This is a genomic window from Microbispora sp. CA-102843 (assembly GCF_050936215.1).
In the GTDB taxonomy this organism is placed as follows: Bacteria; Actinomycetota; Actinomycetes; order Streptosporangiales; family Streptosporangiaceae; genus Microbispora.
In genome coordinates this window covers 7110347-7127017 of sequence record NZ_JBNJNF010000001.1, presented here as the reverse complement: position 1 = coordinate 7127017, position 16671 = coordinate 7110347, and the positions used below count along the sequence as shown (strand labels likewise).

Sequence of the window (16671 nt, the reverse complement as noted above, 5' to 3'; positions counted from 1 at the left end):
TGAAGGGCCTGCGGTTCGTGAAGGGCCACGGCACCGAGAACGACTTCGTCATCCTGCCGGACGCCGATCGTGCGCTGGACCTGTCCGCGCCGGACGTCGCGGCGCTGTGCGACCGGCGTGCGGGCATCGGCGCCGACGGGGTGCTGCGCGTCGTGCGCACCAAGCTCTGCCCCGAGGTGGCCGGGCAGGCCGGCGAGGCCGAGTGGTTCATGGACTACCGCAACGCGGACGGCGGCATCGCCGAGATGTGCGGCAACGGCGTGCGGGTCTTCGCCCGCTACCTCGTGGACGCGGGCCTCGCGGCGCCCGGCGAGTTCGCCGTCGCCACCCGCGGGGGCCTCAAGCGCGTACGGCTCGGCGCGACGGGCGACGTGACCGTGGACATGGGCAGGCCGCGGGTGCTGGGGGAGAGCAGCGCGATCGTCGACGGTCGCGAGTGCCGAGGCGTGAACGTGAACATGGGCAACCCCCACCTGGCGTGCGTCGTGGAGGAGCCGGTGGCCGGGTTCGATCTCGGCCGCGAGCCGGACTTCGACCGCGGGGTCTACCCGGAGGGCGTCAACGTCGAGATCTTCAACGCGGTGGGCGACCACAAGGTGTCCATGCGGGTGCACGAGCGGGGCTCGGGGGAGACGCGCTCGTGCGGCACCGGGGCGGTCGCGACGGTCGTCGCCGCCGCCCGCGCCGCCGGGGAGACCACCGGCACCTGGGAGGTCCGGGTCCTCGGCGGCACGGTCACCGTCACGCTTGAGGAGGACACGAGCTACCTGTCGGGGCCCGCCGTCCTCGTCGCCTCGGGGGAGTGGCCCGCCGTCCTCTGATCGTTTCAGGGACTTGCAGAACCTTGTTCTGATCCGTCACCCTGGGTCTGGAGAGTAGACCTAGGAGGGCGCATGGACCCGCGTGACGCGGTGGTGGAGACGAAGGCGGCCATCGGGGCCCTCGGCGGGGGGTTCATGATCTCCCGGGAGGTCAAGGCGCTGTGCGAGCGCCACGGCGTCGGTCCCCGTGAGATGTACTTTCGGGGCAGGTGCGGCGTCCTCGGCGAGGTGGACGCCGATGTCGTGCTCGCGGCGGTCGTCTTCTTCCCGTCCGGGCACGTCCGCGAGTCGTGGGAGGGCGGGCGCAAGCTCCCGGCCGAGGAGGCCACCGCGCTGTACGCCGGCGCCTGCCACGACTGGGGACGGCGCAGGCTCGCCCGGCTCGGGAACGCCGACCGGCTGGCGGAACTGCTCGCGGCCGTCGCCGACGCCGCGGACCCGTTCTGCGCGCCGCTGTTCGCCGGATGGCGGGCCATGCCGCGGCCCGGCGGCGGGCCCGCCCTGGCGGCCCACCTGCTCCACGTCGTACGGGAACTGCGCGGCGCCCGGCACGCGACGGCCGTGGTGGCGCACGGGCTCGACCCGCTGGAGGCCACCCTCGTCGGCGCGGACAACACCGGGACCCCGGTCCCGTACGACCGAACCTCCGACGTCGCCCGTTTCCTCGCCTGGCCCGAGCCCTACCCGGAGCCGTCGGCGGAGGCGGCGGAGCGCAGGGCCGGGGCGGAGGAGCTGACCGACGATCTCGTCGCCCGCGCGTACGCGGCGCTCGGCCCGGCCGAGCTCGCCGAGCTCTCCGGCCTGCTCCGGGAGGCGTCCCGGGTGGCCCGCACGCGCTGACGCGCCCGTAGGCCGAAGGCCGCGTGCTGTTTGGGTCATGGTCGGCGACCTGGCAGACTGACTGCTCATGGACGTGGACATCTGGGCCTGGGTCGGTGGCACCCAGCGTGAACTGCACGAGGCGGGCAACACGGGGCTGGCCATGGCGCTGGGTGACGTGCCCGCGCAGGCGCTGGAGGGCCGTTTCGCCCAGCTCGACGTCGTGGCGCCGGCGATCGCGCAGCATGCCGAGACGCTGGAGAAGCCGTGGCTGGAGTTCTTCGCGCGCTACTGGCACCTGCTCGGCCGGGTGGGCGATCGGGCGATCGGCGCGGTCGCGCTCGACGACGCCGTCGCGCTGGCGGACTTCGCCCAGCGTGACGACGTACGCGACTGTCCCGCCGCCCCCGGCGCCGTGGAGGTCCTGGCGATGGCCCAGGCCAACACCGACGGCCCCGGCTACGCCGACACCCGCCTGGCCGCCCTCGGCGCGGCCCTCGACGGCGTCGGCCCGGACTCCCTCGCCTTCCCCGGCCTGGCCACGCAGTACGTCGCGGCCCTGATCGACGCGGGCCAGGCGGCCGAGGCCGTCGCGTACGCCGAGGCGGCGGTCGAGCGCCTGCGCGGCGAGGGACGTGAGGCGAGCTGGGAGCTGGGCGCCGCCTCCGCGCGGGCCCTGCTCGCCGCCGGACGCCCGGACGACGCGCTGGCCGCGCTCGACGCCTCGACCGACTTCAAGCCGGACGACCCGGTCGCGAAGGGCCGCCGCGAGACCCTGCTCAAGTCGCAGGTGCTGGCCACCCTCGGCCGTCTGCAGGAGGCCGTGGACGCGCTGCCCGACCTCGACGTGGTGGGCGACCACGCGCGCGAGTGGGTCGAGTGGGCGCGCACCGTCCGCATGCTCACCGCGGGCGGCTCGATCGCCAACACCTGGCAGCTCGGCCGCATCCTGCGCCAGTGGATCGCCTACTTCGAGAGCGTGGGCGGCCACCGCGCCCGGTTCGAGCTCGCGCTGACGGCCGGGCACCTGGCGGTCGCCCGGCAGGGCCTGTGGCAGGCCCGCCTGCTGGCCGACTACGCCGAGGCCGCGATCGCCGACCTCCGCGTCACCGAGGGACTGGCCGAGCGGGTGGCCGAGCTGCGCGCCGCGGCCGACGCCGCCAAGGAGCTGCCGCCGCCCGGCCCCCGCGACGAGCTGGTGGCCTACTTCGACGCCGCCGACGGCCGCACGGCAGACCCCGAGCGGTGGGTGGGCTGGCTGTGGCCGCTGTCCGGCACCGACCTCGAGGCCACCCGGCGGCACACCACGACGCTCGGGTTCCTCGGCTACGCCCCCGTGGGCGCCGACGTCTACTGGAAGACGATCGTCGAGGACGGCGACCCGGCCGCCGCAGGCGACGAGGACATCTCCTACCTCACGGGCCTGCTCATCGAGGCCCGGCAGGACGAGCGGGTGGAGACCCTGGCGGCCCGGCTGCCGGAGACCCGTTCGCACCTCGCCCTCGCCCGGCTGCACCGCGCGCGCGAGCGCTGGGAGCAGACGGCGGCCGAGGCCGAGCAGGCGGTCGCCCACGAGGGCGGGCTGGAGGCGCGCCGGCTGTGGTCGGGCGCCGTCCAGCAGCTCGGCGACAACGCCAAGGCGGCCGAGATCCTCAAGCCCCTGCTCGACTCCGGTGAGGGCGAGGAGGAGGACGTCTGGCGGTTCATCGTCCTGTCCACCGCCGTGGAGGACTGGGCGGCCGTGCGCGCCGCGGGCACCAAGCTCGGCATGCCGATCGAGTCGGGAGAAGGCCCGATCGAGGAGGAATGGCACCTGGTCCGGGTGATCCTCCCCGCCCCCGACGGCAGCCAGCGGGAGGTGCTCGCCGTACGGACCGGTCCGGCCACCGCGCGCCTGGCCATCCCGCAGCCGCGCGGCATGGAGTACAACGCGGGCGACGTCGTCGTGATCGACCCCCGGCCGCTGGAGCCGATCCCGGAGAACGAGCAGGAGCGGGAGAGCTTCGTCATCCCGTTCGCCGGGGTGACGATGCTGCGTCCGGGCGGCTACACGAGCTGGTTCTTCGACGGCGCCGCGCCGTCGGAGGACGAGTGGGCCGAGTTCAACGAGGTCCTCGCCGAGCGCGGCTGGCCGATGTGGGTCTACAGCGACGAGAACTACCGCGTCACCCACCCGGCCACCGGTGAGCAGCTGCCCGGCGTGTTCGGCTGGATCGCGATCCCGCCCACCGTGCGGCCGGCGGAGCTGGACGCCGTTCTCGACGACGTCACCGAGCAGTGGTCCCACCCGCTCGCGTGGCTCGACCTCGCCCGCGAGGTCGGCATCGAGGCCGAGCGGCACGAGCGGATCTCCAAGGAGTACGGCCTCTGATCCGCCCGCCCCACACCTTGGCGGAACCTTGCTTTAGAGTCGCACTCGACTCTTGAGCGAGGAGGCGGCGTGATCCTGGACCGGTTCCGTCTTGACGGCAAGGTGGCCATCGTGACGGGGGCCTCGTCGGGGCTCGGCGTCGCCTTCGCCAGGGGTCTGGCGGAGGCGGGCGCCGACACGGTGATCGGGGCCCGCCGTCCCGAGGGCCTGGAGCGGACCCGGCGGCTGGTCGAGGAGACCGGCCGCCGCTGCCTGGCGGTCAGGACCGACGTGTCGGTCCCCGAGGAGTGCCAGGCCCTCGTCGACGCGGCCATGGGCGAGTTCGGCCGCGTCGACGTGCTGATCAACAACGCGGGCGTCGGCACGGCCGTGCCCGCCCTGCGGGAGACGCCGGGCGAGTTCCGCCGCGTGCTCGACGTCAACTTGAACGGCACCTACTGGATGTCGCAGGCCTGTGCCCGGGTCATGCGGCCGGGCTCGTCGATCGTCAACATCGGCAGCGTGCTCGGCGAGACCACGGCCGGGCTGCCGCAGGCGGCCTACAGCGCGTCGAAGGCCGCCGTCGCCGGGCTCACCCGCGATCTCGCGCAGCAGTGGACCTCGCGCCGGGGCATCCGGGTCAACTGCCTGGAGCCGGGCTTCTTCGACTCGGAGATGACCGCGGAGTATCCCGACGGCTACCTCGACCGCATGCAAGAGCAGCGGGTCCTCATGAGGCGTTCGGGCGACCCGGAGGAACTCGTCGCCGCTGCCGTCTTCCTCGCCTCCGACGCCGGTTCGTACGTCACTGGGGCGGTGCTCCCGGTCGACGGAGGCATTCTCGCCACCTGATCCCGACACTCCCGGTGCCGCCTCGCCGGAGATGGGTCCTCACGCGCCGCCGTTTCGCCCTCACTGCCCCATGCGACGCATGGGGCGAAAGATCACCGGATGATCACGATATGAAGATTATGTGACATATTTCACCACGCTAAGACACGGGGGCCCTAGCGTCGGACCTGTTGTCAAAACAGGATCCGTGTTGCGCGTAGCGCAACGCCTGTGCGTGTGCCCTGAGGAGTCGTTGGCCCCCGCTCTTCATTCACGGCCTGCGAGCGGCAGCCCTCGCGCCGTGCTTTGGCGTTTCCGGGCGTCCACGCCGCCTCGCGGGCGAGCGCCAAGTGAGGGGAATCAGAGTGGGCACAGCCGCGATCGAGGTTCGCGGGCTCTGGAAGATCTTCGGTCCCAAGGCCGACCGGATCATCGGCAGCCCCGACGCAGACCTTGAGCCCGCGCAACTCCGCGCGAAGACGGGGTGCACCGCCGCCGTCAGGGACGTCAGCTTCGAAGTACACCCAGGCGAGGTCTTCGTCGTCATGGGCCTATCGGGCAGCGGCAAGTCGACGCTGGTGCGCTGTCTCACCCGGCTGATCGAGCCGACGGCGGGCGAGCTGCGCATCGACGGTCAGGACGTGCGCGCGATGTCGGCCAAGCAACTGCGGGAGCTTCGCCGCCACCGGGTGAGCATGGTCTTCCAGCACTTCGGGCTGCTGCCGCACCGGAAGGTCGTGGACAACGTCGGCTACGGCCTGGAGATCCAGGGCGTCGGGAAGGCCGAGCGGCACGAGAAGGCCCGGCGCATCCTTTCGCTGGTCGGGCTGGAGGGCCACGAGGACTCCTATCCCGAGCAGCTTTCTGGCGGCATGCAGCAGAGGGTGGGGCTGGCCCGGGCCCTCGCCGTCGACCCCGAGGTGCTGCTGTTCGACGAGCCGTTCAGCGCGCTCGACCCGCTGATCCGCCGCGACATGCAGGCCGAGGTCATCCGGCTGCACCGCGAGGTCGGCAAGACGATGGTCTTCATCACCCACGACCTGTCCGAGGCGCTCAAGCTCGGCGAGCGCATCGCGATCATGCGGGCGGGGGCGATCGTGCAGGTGGGCACCCCCGAGGAACTGGTCGGGGCGCCCGCCGACGACTACGTGGCCGACTTCGTGCGGGACGTCCCCAGGGCGCAGGTGCTGTCGCTGCGCTGGATCTCCCGCGCCCCAGAGTCGGACGAGCCGCTCGACGGTCCCGAACTCCCCGCCGACACCGTGATCCACGACGCGGTCCCGGCCGCGATGGCGTCCGACCGGCCCATCCGGGTCGTCGCCGACGGCGAACTGGTCGGCGTGGTGAGCCGCGTCGATCTCCTCGGCGCGGTGCGGCCCGAAACCGAGCGCGTGGTCGTCGCCGCCCCCAGCGAGGGGTCTGCCGAGGAGCCCGCCGGCCCGGAGGAGTCCGGCGGCGACGAGCCCGTCGCCTCCGCAGAGGAATCCACTGAGGAGTCTGCCGAGGAGCCCGCCGCCTCTGCGGAGGAGTCTGCCGAGGAGTCTGCCGAGGAGCCCGCCGGCCCGGAGGAGTCCGGCGGCGACGAGCCCGTCGCCTCCGCAGAGGCCGTTCAGGAGGAGCAGTTGGCGCGGGACGAGGGCGAGACCTCCGCGCGCGCCGAGGCGAGGACTCGCGGGGGCGCGGCGGTCGCCTCCGCCGGCGCGGCCGGGGAGGCGTAGATGGTGAGCGCGCCTGTTCAGGTGGCGCCGCCCGTTCATACCCCGGGGCGGGTCCGGCGCCTGCCGCGATGGGTCGCGCCGGTCGTCGGAGTGGTCGCGGGGGTGGCCCTCTACGTGGCCTTCCGCGGCAAGGCCGTGCTGCCGCACGACGACGACGCCACCCTGTTCCACTGGCTCAACGACGCCCGCGACTGGGTGGACGCCAACCGCAACAGCAACCCGATCTTCCTGTACGTCGTCAACTACCTCCGCCTGGGTGCGGCGGAGGTCTTCGCGATGATCCAGGGCGTCCTGGTCGCGCTGGGGTGGCCCGGGCTCGTCGGCCTGGCCGCCGGTCTCGGCTGGCTCGCGGGCGGCTGGCGGATCGCGCTCGTCTCGCTCGTGGGCTTCGCCGGCCTCGGCGTGCTCGGGTTCTGGGAGGCGAGCGTCGAGACGCTCGCGCTGACGCTGTCCGCGGTGGTGCTGTCGCTGCTGTTCGGCATCCCGCTGGGGATCTGGGCCGGCCGCTCGCCCCGCGTCCGGCGGATCGTGACGCCGGTGCTCGACGTCATGCAGATCATGCCGACGTTCTCGTACCTGTCGCCGATGGTGCTGCTGTTCCTCATAGGGCCGGCGTCCGCGACGATCGCCACGATGATCTACGCGATGCCGCCCGCCATCAGGATCACCGCACTCGCCATCGAGCGGGTCTCCGGTGTCGCAGTGGAGGCGTCGGACTCGCTGGGCGCCACCCGATGGCAGACGCTGCGCAAGGTCCGCCTGCCGCTGGCACTGAACACAATCATGCTGGGCGTCAACCAGACGATCGCCGCGGCACTGTCGATGGTGCCGCTGACGGCGCTGATCGCGGCGCCCGGTCTCGGCGAGGACCTGATCCGGGCGCTCGCCCGGGTGAACGTCGGTGCCGCGCTGGTGCCCGGGGTCGCGATCGTGCTGATCGCCATCGTGCTCGACCGCGTGACGCGGGCGGCGGCGCAGCGGCGCGAGGGCGGGACCCGGGCGAGGATCGTCCGCTGGTGCGGCTTCGCCGTCCTCACGGCCGCCGGGCTCGCCCTGACACCCGTGCTGGCGCAGGAGTTCCCCGAGCAGTGGCAGGTGCAGATCATCCGGCCGATCAACGACGTGGCCGACTGGATCGAGGCGCACTGGTACACCTTCACCGGCTTCCTCAACGACACCGTCGCGTATGGCCTGCTCAACCCGCTGCAGAACGTGCTGACCAGCGCTCCCTGGTGGCTGATCACGGCGGCCGTGCTGGCGTTCGCCTGGCGCGTGAGCGGATTGATGGCCGGTCTGGTCGCCGCTGCCTGCCTCCTGGGTGTCGCCGCGCTCGGCCTGTGGGAGCACGGCATGCAGACGCTGACGATGGTGCTGGTCGGCGCGGTGATCACGATCGCCGCCGGGCTCGCGCTCGGCGTGGCGGCGGCGCGGTCCCGGTGGTTCGCCGCCGTGCTGCGGCCAGTCCTGGACGCCGCGCAGACGATGCCGTCGTTCTCCTACCTGCTGCCCGCCGTGGCGCTGTTCGGCAACGGCCGCTTCACCGCGATCATGGCCGCGCTCATCTACGCGGTGCCGGTGGTCGCGCGCCTGGTCGAGGACGGCCTGCGGGCGGTCCCCGTGACCGTCGTGGAGGCGGCGAAGTCCGCCGGTTCCACCGACCGGCAGCTGCTGTGGAAGGTCCAGTTGCCGATGGCCCGCGGCTCGCTGCTGCTCGCGGCGAACCAGGGCATCGTCATGACGCTGGCGATGGTGGTGATCGGCGCGCTGATCGGCGCGGGAGCTCTCGGATACGACGTCGTGGCCGGGTTCGCGCAGCAGGAGGACTACGGCAAGGGCCTCGCCGCCGGCGTCGCCCTGGTCCTTCTCGGAGTCATGCTCGACCGGATCACGCAGGGCGCCAACGGGCGCCGCTCTCCCCACAAGAAGAGGAACGCATGAAGAAGTCACGCCTGATCGCAGGGGTTCTCGTTCTCGGCCTCAGCGCGGCCGCCTGCGGAGGGGCCAAGGTCGAGGACGACTCCGCGGCTGCGCCGAGCGCGAGCGCCGCGGGCGCGTCCGCGGCGGGCACGGTCAAGATCGCGATCAACGGCTGGGTCGGCTACGAGGCCAGCGCTGCTGTCGTGTCCTACCTCTTGGAGCACGAGCTCGGCTACAAGGTCGAGAAGGTGACGCTCGCCGAGGAGCCGTCCTGGCAGGGCATGGAGTCGGGCGACGTCGACGTGGTCATCGAGAACTGGGGCCACGAGGACCTCAAGAAGAAGTACGTCGAGGAGAAGAACGTCGCCGTCGAGGCGGGCAGCACCGGCAACAAGGGCGTGATCGGCTGGTACGTGCCCGAGTGGATGGTGGAGAAGTACCCCGACATCACCGATTACAAGAACCTGAACAAGTACGCCGACCTGTTCAAGACCTCCGAGTCGGACGGCAAGGGCCAGCTTCTCGACGGCGATCCGTCCTTCGTCACCAACGACGAGGCGCTGGTCAAGAACCTCAAGCTCGACTACAAGGTGGTGTACGCGGGCAGCGAGGCCGCGCTGATCAAGGCCGCCAAGCAGGCGAGCGAGCAGAAGAAGCCGCTGCTCATGTACTTCTACGAGCCGCAGTGGCTCTTCAACCAGGTCAAGCTGGTGAAGGTCAACCTCCCGGTGTGGGAGGAGGGCTGCGACAGCGACCCCAAGAAGGTCGCCTGCGACTACCCGCCGTACGACCTCGACAAGATCGTGAGCAAGAAGTTCGCCGGCACGGGCGGCAAGGCGTACGAGCTGGTCAAGAACTTCCAGTGGACGAACGACGACCAGAACGCGGTCGCCGACGACATCACCAACAACGGCATGTCGGCCGAGGACGCGGCCAAGAAGTGGGTGGAGGCCAACACGGCCAAGTGGCAGGCCTGGATGCCCAAGTGATCTGAGGATCACGACCTCCGCGCGCCCGTCCGGGCGCGAGCACCGCCGGCCGCGATCCTCACGGATCGCGGCCGATCCCGCCTGCCGATGGAATACCCTGCCGGTGTCGCCGAGGCCCCGCCACTCGCGTTCGCCGCCCATACGACATCGGATGAGGTCAGATATGAGGATCCGTCTCCTTGCTGTCGTGCTGACGCTCGCGCCGGCCATGACCGCCTGCAGCGGCGGGAGCTCGGATGACGCCGCCGGAGCAGGCGCCGGGGGCGGCACGAAGACCGTGCGACTGGCGATCAACCCCTGGATCGGTTACGAGGCCAGCGCCGCTGTCGTCGCCTATCTCCTGGAGCACGAGCTCGGCTACAAGGTCGAGCAGATCGAGAGCGGCGAGGCGGACTCCTGGAAGGGTTTCGAGAAGGGCACGGTCGACGTCGTCCTGGAGAACTGGAACCACCCGGAGCTGAAGAAGGAGTTCATCGAGCAGAAGAAGGTCGCGATCACCGCGGGTGAGGACGGCAACAAGGGCGTTCTCGGGTGGTACGTCCCCGAGTGGATGGTCCAGAAATATCCGGACATCACGGACTGGCACAACCTGTCCAAGTACAAGGACCTGTTCAAGACCGACAAGAGCGACGGCCTGGGCCAGTTCCTCGCCGGTGACAAGTCCTTCGTGACCAACGACGAGGCGCTCGTCAAGAACCTGAACCTGCCGTACAAGGTGGTCTACTCCGGCAGCGAGGACGCGCTGATCGCGGCGGCCCGCAAGGCCACCGAGAACGAGACCCCGCTGCTGATGTACTTCTACGAGCCCCAGTGGCTGTTCAACCAGCTCAAGCTCGTCAAGATCAACCTTCCGCCGTACGCCATCGGATGTGACGACAACGTCAAGACGATCAAGTGCGACTATCCGCCGTACCTGCTCGACAAGATCGTCAGCGTGAAGTTCGCCCAGACGGGCGGCGCCGCGTACGAGTTCATCAAGAACTGGACCTGGACCAACGACGACCAGAACTCCGTGGCCTACGACATGGCGGTGAACAAGATGAGCGCCGAGGCGGCCGCGAAGAAGTGGGTCGACGCCAACAAGATCGTCTGGCAGGACTGGATCCCGGCCTGATCCACCGGATCTGACCCACCGGGTCTCGTTCACCGGGTCCGTTCGAGGGGCGTGGCGCGCACGGCGTGCCACGCCCTTCGTCGTCCCCGTGCTCTCGCCGGAAGCGGCGCCGCGCGCCTCCTTTGCCACTTTTTTGCAATTTGCTATATCTGAGGGGGATATTTCATTACCTAGGGGTGGCAGTGGGCGGGCGTGGTACTCGGTTGATCGCTGTGTCGATCTCCGGAATCTCGGTGGCGGTGGCCGTACTGGCGGGTTGCGGGCCGATGCCGGAACTCGACGGCGACCTCACAGGCAAGAGCGGTGGCGCGAAGGGCGGCTCGGGGACGGAGCAGGGCGTCAACCCGCTCGACAACCCCGATGGCACCGGCCCCGGCCTGAAGGCGATCTCGTCGGACAAGGACCTGGCGAAGGCCCGCGATCTGATCGACAAGGTGGCGACGAAGGGCCGAGGGGTGAAGACCGGTTACGACCGCGACAAGTTCGGCTACGCCTGGGCCGACAGCGTGGACGATGTGCCGTGGGGGCGCAACGGCTGCGACACCCGCAACGACCTGCTCAAGCGGGATGGCCGGGACATCAAGTATCGCAGCGGGTCGAACTGCGTCATCGTCTCCATGACCCTGTATGACCCGTACACCGGCAAGACCATCGACTGGAGCAAGACGCATGCGGCGGAGGTCCAGATCGACCACGTCATGCCCCTGTCGTACGACTGGCAGATGGGCGCGTCGCGGTGGAGCGAGAGCAAGCGCAAGCAGATCGCCAACGACCCGCTCAACCTGATCCCCGTGGACGGCTCCACCAACGGCTCCAAGAGCGACTCGGGGCCGGCCACCTGGCTGCCGCCCCGCCGCGACATCCGCTGCTCCTACGCCGTGCGGTTCGCCCAGGTCGCCCTCAAGTACGACCTGCCGGTGACCTCCGCCGACAAGGCGGCCATGCTGGAGCAGTGCAAGTAGGAGACCGGGCTCACCGGTAGACGATCTTGCCGCCCGACCGGCCGGGGAACACGACGACCAGGTGCTCCTCGGCCCCTTCCGGCCCCCGGGCGTAGACGCGCAGCCGGTAGCGTCCGGGGCCCTTCACCGCCAGGTTCGGCAGCCGGGCCCCCGCGCCCTCGTCGCCGCCGTCGGCGTACGAGGGCACCTCCAGGCGGCCGCTGCGGCTGACCACGCCGACCTCGGCCACCTGCTCCCAGCCCTTCAACCGCAGTGGGGGAGCGGAGCCGAACGCCTTCACGGTCAGGCACATCGGCTCGTTCTCGCCGTGGGTCATCACGACCGCGGAACCGCCCGCCGCGCCGAGAAACCCGTCGTCCGCGTCCGCGTAGGGGTCCCCGCCCTCGGTGGTGTCGTCCGGGTCGTAGACGCCGTATCCCCCGCCCTCGAACAGGAAGTACGCGGCCGTGCCCTGCCGCCTGGCCCGCACCCGCGGCCAGGGGTCCCGGCAGCGGGCGTTGGCCTCCGCGACGTAGCTCTCGTGGTCCGCGCGTGCCCCGTCCTCGGACCGCGACGCCTCGGGTGGCCCGGGGTCGTACCACGAGTCGCTGTAGGCGGGGCGCGCGGTCTCCTCCGGCCCGACCAGCACGAGGAACGGCAGCAGGACGGCCGCCAGCAGGATCGGCCCGGGCGGGCGGAGCGGCGCAGGCTCCGGGGGTGTGCCGCGCGGGCCGGTGAGTTCGCGGGCGGAGCGGGCCAGCCACACCGCCAGGAAGACGTCGAACTCCTCCAGTATCTCCATCAGCGGCACGTTGTAGGCGAACGCCCAGAGGACGGCCATGGCGGCGAGGGGGGTCGCCAGCGACACGGTGACGTGGCGCCAGCCGGCCGTCACCGTGTCGCGGCTCCAGCGGCCGTCGCGGTGCTGACCGAAGAGGACGGCGATCTGCCAGGCCGCCGCCATGGCCAGGCAGGCGAGCAGGACGAACCGGGGCGCCCGCACCCCGGGAACCTCGTCCATCGCGATCACCGCCAGGCCCGCGGACCCCGGCCAGGCGGAGACGAGCGCGAACGTCCGGAGCCGCCCGCGGGTGAGGGTCAGCGCGAACAGCACCTGCAGCGGGCACCACAGGGCCAGCGTGAGCGCCTCGGCGAGGGCGTCGGGGAGCAGCGCGGCCGGCAGCCCGGGGATCAGGGCGTCGGCGACGGCCAGGTACAGCAGGCGCCGCAGCCAGACCGTCCGCCGGTCGGCGGGCCGCGGCGCGCGCGGGGGGAAGGTGAAGACCTGGCGGAGCATCCAGGCCTTGAGCGCGAGGATCGTGAAGAGACCCACCGCCGCCGTCATGGCGGCCGTGGGCGCCGCGGCGAGGCCGCCCGAGGAGTAGTCGTCGAGCGGATACCACAGGACGGCCGCCCAGAGGGCGTCGAGACGCCCGGTGACGGCCGAGACCACGGCGCCGACGGCCGACACCGCCAGGTAGACCCCGGCCGCGATCCTCCCCGCACGCTGTCGGAACACCCCGCGCCCTTCCCGAGACAAGAAGGATGATCTTAGGGGAGATCGCCTCCGGCAGGTCAGCCGCAGCCCGCGTGGGGGTCGTCCACCTGGGGCGCGGTGTCGTCGACCGTGACCTCCAGCTGGGCGGTCGAGGCCACCAGGCTCCCGGCGGGCGCCTTCGCCTCCTTCTCGTCCACCACGATGCCGCGTTCACCGAGCAGCTCATACGTGGAGGGATCGAAGATGATCTCCTCGCGCACCCCGCCGGAGACCCGACCGACGCCGATGCCGGTGCGTCCCGCCGCGTCCTCGGTGTTCTCGGTCACCGTCACCCCGGGGATCGTGGCGGCGGCCTTGAACAGCGCCGCGCGCTGGGGGGCCGGCACGTACGTCTCCCGCAGCAGGTCGCCGACGGCCGTCCACGCCCCCGTGTCGGGTGGACTGTCGCCGCGCGGCCGGTCGTACAGGTAGGCGCGCATCTTCTCCGGGTCGTCGGGCAGCTTCTTCAAATTCGTGTAGGCGGTGTCCCGCACGCTGTTGCAGGCCGGGAGCCGCATCCACTCGGTGCCCTTCTCCTTGTACGCCTCCGGCGGGATCGGCCAGCCGGGGTAGGCGTGCGGCTCCAGATACTCGATCTTCAGCGCGCCGTCCCTCGTGCCGTCGGCGGACAGCCAGATCGTCCGCTTCGTCCGGTAGAGGTAGCGCGACTCCTTCTCGTCCTCGCCGACCACGTCGGCCTCGTACATCGTCTGCGAGCCGACCTTGACGAACTGGTCGTCGCGCGGCGACAGGTCGGTCACGGCACGGGCCGCACGGCCCAGCACCTCCTCGGCCGACATGGCCGACACCTTCGGCAGCGTCACGACCCCCGGGCTCACCTTCGCCGGCCGGGCCTCCGGCTCCGTCAGCACGGTGGTGACGGCGACGACGCCCGCCGCGGCGAGCAGCGCCGTCCCGCCCGCCACAAGCACGTACGGACGCGGGCGCGGACGGGCGGGACGGCCCGCGGGGTCGGCCAGCCGCCGCCGCACGGCCGCCTTGGCCGCCAGGGAGTAGGGCGCGACGTCGGGCCGCTCCCGCGCCACCAGGTCGATCTCGTCGGTCATCACACGTTCTCCTCGGGAAGGTCGAGATGGCGGCGCAGCTTCGCGCGCACCCGGTGCAGGCGCGAGCGGACCGTGCCGATGGGGATGCTCAGCGCCTCGGCCGCCTCCTCGTAGGAGAGGTCGGCCCAGGCGACCAGTAGGAGCAGGTCGCGCTCGGCGGACGACAGCCTGGCCAGCGCGGCGGCGAGGGCGGGCCGCAGGGCGGCGGCGCTCGCCCGCTCCGCTCCGCGCTCCTCCTCGTGGGCGCCGCGCTCGCCGGCGTCGCGCGGGGCGCGGGCGAGCGCCCGCAGCCGGCGCACCTCCGACCGGCGGTGCCCGGAGATGAGGTTGCCGGCGATGCCGTACAGCCAGGGCCGGGCGTCCGGCCGGGAGGTGTCGTAGCGGTGCCGCTTGCGGAACGCCACGAGGAACGTCTCCGCCGTCACGTCGTCGGCGTGCTCGGGACCGAGACGGCGACCGGCGTAGGCGTGGATCTCGTCCGCGTGCCGGTCGAAGACGCCGGCGAACCGCTCGGGCACGGTCAGCGACGCCTCGATCAGCCCCGCGTCGCTCGGCTCGGCGTCGTCCGCCCCGGCGTCGTCCGGCTCGGCGTCGCGTGCCTTGATGCCGTTGCGGGAGCCGCCGGGCCCGCGATCGGGGGCGGCGGTGGTGAAGCGCGTGTCGCCGGAGACCGTCCTCACCACCCGTTTTGTCCGTTCATAGGGGATCCTTCCGTGGGGCGCCGTCGCGCCCTCCACCCCTACTCCGCCGGACCCGCCCGGCCGGTTCCACCCGATGCGCTCACCCGGTGATGAGGAACCCGTTGTGGTCGCGGGCCGTCCCGCCCGTGCGCTCGGCGATCGCGAGGGCGGCCCGCCGGGCGGCGGCGGGAACGTCCGTGCCGTAACCGCCGTCCGCGGACAGCTCGTACGTCACGTCGTCGGCGTCCCACTCGGTGACGAAGACCTCGATCGGGCTCTCGGCGCTGGTGAGCAGCGTCGCACCCGTGTCGGTCACCGTCGCGACGGCCAGGCCGGGCAGATCGTCCGCGAGCAGGCCGATCACCTCGTCCACGGGGATGAGCCGCCCGCCGGTGACCTCGGCCAGGTCCTCCGGCGGCTCCTGGCACTCCGGGTGCTCCCGGCCGCCGAGCCGCTCGGCCAGGCCCCGCACGAGCAGGCTCGGCCGCGAGAAGTCGCCGCCCTCTTCGCTGTCGATGTTGCGCGCGAAGAACGCGGTCGCCCAGCCCGCCGGGAGACCGGCCCTGGCCGCCAGCTCCGGGGTCAGCTCGATCGGCCCGCGCAGCTCGACGTTCTCGCCGATTTTGAACCCCCACCCGTACGGCCCGGCCTGGGGGTCGTGCAGCCGCACCGTCTCCAGCACGGTCGCGGTGTCGGGCGCGTACGGCAGCAGCAGCGTGGGGCCCTTGCGCAGCCGCCGGGCCATGAGGAAGTCGGAGATCAGTCCCATGTGGCCACTGTCCCGCCCGGCACTTGTGGTCGGCTTGGAGCCCCAGCTTGGATCTCCGTGCTTGGATCTCCGTGCTTGGATCTCGGTGCTACCGGGCCGCCGAGCCGCGGACCTGGAGGGAGGCCAGCAGCGCCGTGCTGGCCTGCGCTATCTCCTCGACCGCGCGGTCGAACACCTCGGCGTTGTGGGCGGCGGGCGCGCGGAAACCGGAGATCTTGCGGACGTACTGCAGGGCCGCCGCCCGGATGTCCTCCTCGGTCACCTCGTCGGTGAAGGGCGGGCGCAGGGTCTTGATGCTTCGGCACATGACCCCATACTCGCCGATCCCGGACGCGGTCAGGAGTGGAAGACCGCGGCGCCGAAGTCCTCGGCCACCTTGCGCAGCATCGCGGCCAGCTCCTCGCGGTCGACCGCGTCGATGCGCTCGGCCGGTCCGGACACCGACATCGCCGCGAAGGTCCGCCCGCCGTCGTGGACCGGCACGGCCATGCAGTGCACGCCGCTCTCCTCCTCGCCCAGGTCGAGCGCGTACCCGCGGTTGCGCACCCGGCCGAGCTCCTCAAGCAGCTCGCCGATTTCCGTGATCGTCCGGTCCGTACGGCGGGGCAGCCCGGTGCGCCGGAACACCGCCTCCGCGTCGTCCCGGCCGGCCAGCAGGGCCTTGCCGACGGCCGTGCTGTGCGGCAGCACCCGGCGGCCGACCTCGGCGAACATCCGCAGCCTGCGCGGCGAGGGCACCTGGGCCACGTAGACGACGTAGTCGCCCTCCAGCACGGCGAGGTTGGCCGTCTCACCGGACAGCTCCACCAGCCTCGCGAGGTAGGGCTCGGCCCAGACCGCGAGCATCCGCTCGGCCACGCCGCCGATCCGCACGAGCGCGCCGCCGAGGGCGTAGCGCCGGTCGGACTCCTGCCGGACGTACCCACGGGCCAGCAGCGTCTGTAACAGCCGGTGGATCGTCCCGTACGGCAGGCCGGTCGTGGCGGCGATCTCCGACAGGCCGGCCTGGCCGCCGTGCTCGGACAGTGCTTCGAGCACGTCCAGCGCCCGGTCGACGCTCTGCACGCTCACCGCGTCCTCCTCCTCGGCGGTGTCATCCTCAATGCGGTGTCATCCTC

14 protein-coding genes and 1 pseudogene are annotated in these 16671 nt (G+C 71.8%); 9 read left to right on the top strand and 6 right to left on the bottom strand.

Annotated elements, in window-relative coordinates:
* Nucleotides 1-8: 8 nt before the first annotated feature.
* The 9 genes and pseudogenes from dapF (at nucleotide 9) to ACQEVJ_RS32960 (ending at nucleotide 11521) form a co-directional block, all read left to right on the top strand.
* The gene (dapF, locus tag ACQEVJ_RS33000; protein WP_433113108.1) at nucleotides 9-821 is read left to right on the top strand and encodes a diaminopimelate epimerase; all 813 of its coding nucleotides are present in this window, start codon (nucleotides 9-11) and stop codon (nucleotides 819-821) included.
* A 72-nt stretch (nucleotides 822-893) separates the two neighbouring features.
* Nucleotides 894-1661, top strand: coding sequence for an SCO6745 family protein (locus tag ACQEVJ_RS32995; RefSeq protein WP_433107894.1), 768 nt, complete (start codon nucleotides 894-896; stop codon nucleotides 1659-1661).
* Between the two features lie 67 nt (nucleotides 1662-1728).
* Nucleotides 1729-4011, top strand: a complete 2283-nt coding sequence (locus ACQEVJ_RS32990) for a tetratricopeptide repeat protein (protein ID WP_433107892.1) — start codon at nucleotides 1729-1731, stop codon at nucleotides 4009-4011.
* A gap of 69 nt (nucleotides 4012-4080) precedes the next feature.
* The gene (locus ACQEVJ_RS32985; RefSeq protein WP_433107890.1) at nucleotides 4081-4842 is read left to right on the top strand and encodes an SDR family NAD(P)-dependent oxidoreductase; all 762 of its coding nucleotides are present in this window, start codon (nucleotides 4081-4083) and stop codon (nucleotides 4840-4842) included.
* 383 nt (nucleotides 4843-5225) lie between these two features.
* Nucleotides 5226-6224 (top strand): annotated as a pseudogene (locus ACQEVJ_RS32980) (quaternary amine ABC transporter ATP-binding protein); the annotation flags it as partial.
* 315 nt (nucleotides 6225-6539) lie between these two features.
* Entirely contained in the window at nucleotides 6540-8477 is a 1938-nt protein-coding gene (locus ACQEVJ_RS32975) for an ABC transporter permease (RefSeq protein ID WP_433107888.1), read from the top strand.
* Complete coding sequence (locus ACQEVJ_RS32970) at nucleotides 8474-9445, top strand: ABC transporter substrate-binding protein (RefSeq protein WP_433107886.1); 972 nt, start codon at nucleotides 8474-8476, stop codon at nucleotides 9443-9445. The genes ACQEVJ_RS32975 and ACQEVJ_RS32970 overlap by 4 nt, the downstream gene beginning before the upstream one ends.
* A 163-nt stretch (nucleotides 9446-9608) precedes the next feature.
* A complete protein-coding gene (locus tag ACQEVJ_RS32965) occupies nucleotides 9609-10559 on the top strand; it encodes an ABC transporter substrate-binding protein (protein WP_433107884.1) in 951 nt (316 codons plus the stop codon).
* A 212-nt stretch (nucleotides 10560-10771) separates the two neighbouring features.
* Nucleotides 10772-11521, top strand: a complete 750-nt coding sequence (locus ACQEVJ_RS32960; protein WP_433107882.1) for an HNH endonuclease family protein — start codon at nucleotides 10772-10774, stop codon at nucleotides 11519-11521.
* A 10-nt stretch (nucleotides 11522-11531) separates the two neighbouring features.
* On the opposite strand, the gene ACQEVJ_RS32955 is transcribed toward ACQEVJ_RS32960, so the two are convergent.
* The 6 genes from ACQEVJ_RS32955 to ACQEVJ_RS32930 form a co-directional block, all read right to left on the bottom strand.
* Nucleotides 11532-13019, bottom strand: a complete 1488-nt coding sequence (locus ACQEVJ_RS32955; RefSeq protein ID WP_433107880.1) for a hypothetical protein — start codon at nucleotides 13017-13019, stop codon at nucleotides 11532-11534.
* Nucleotides 13020-13075: 56 nt separating this feature from the next.
* Nucleotides 13076-14104 (bottom strand): CU044_5270 family protein, encoded by a 1029-nt coding sequence (locus ACQEVJ_RS32950; protein WP_433107878.1) that lies wholly within the window; start codon nucleotides 14102-14104, stop codon nucleotides 13076-13078.
* Entirely contained in the window at nucleotides 14104-14784 is a 681-nt protein-coding gene (locus tag ACQEVJ_RS32945; RefSeq protein WP_433107876.1) for an RNA polymerase sigma factor, read from the bottom strand. The genes ACQEVJ_RS32950 and ACQEVJ_RS32945 overlap by 1 nt, the downstream gene beginning before the upstream one ends.
* 100 nt (nucleotides 14785-14884) lie before the next feature.
* Nucleotides 14885-15553, bottom strand: a complete 669-nt coding sequence (locus tag ACQEVJ_RS32940) for a hypothetical protein (protein ID WP_433107874.1) — start codon at nucleotides 15551-15553, stop codon at nucleotides 14885-14887.
* Between the two features lie 88 nt (nucleotides 15554-15641).
* Nucleotides 15642-15860 (bottom strand): DUF2277 domain-containing protein, encoded by a 219-nt coding sequence (locus ACQEVJ_RS32935; protein WP_433107872.1) that lies wholly within the window; start codon nucleotides 15858-15860, stop codon nucleotides 15642-15644.
* Nucleotides 15861-15889: 29 nt separating this feature from the next.
* Complete coding sequence (locus ACQEVJ_RS32930; protein WP_433107870.1) at nucleotides 15890-16624, bottom strand: IclR family transcriptional regulator; 735 nt, start codon at nucleotides 16622-16624, stop codon at nucleotides 15890-15892.
* Nucleotides 16625-16671: the final 47 nt, after the last annotated feature.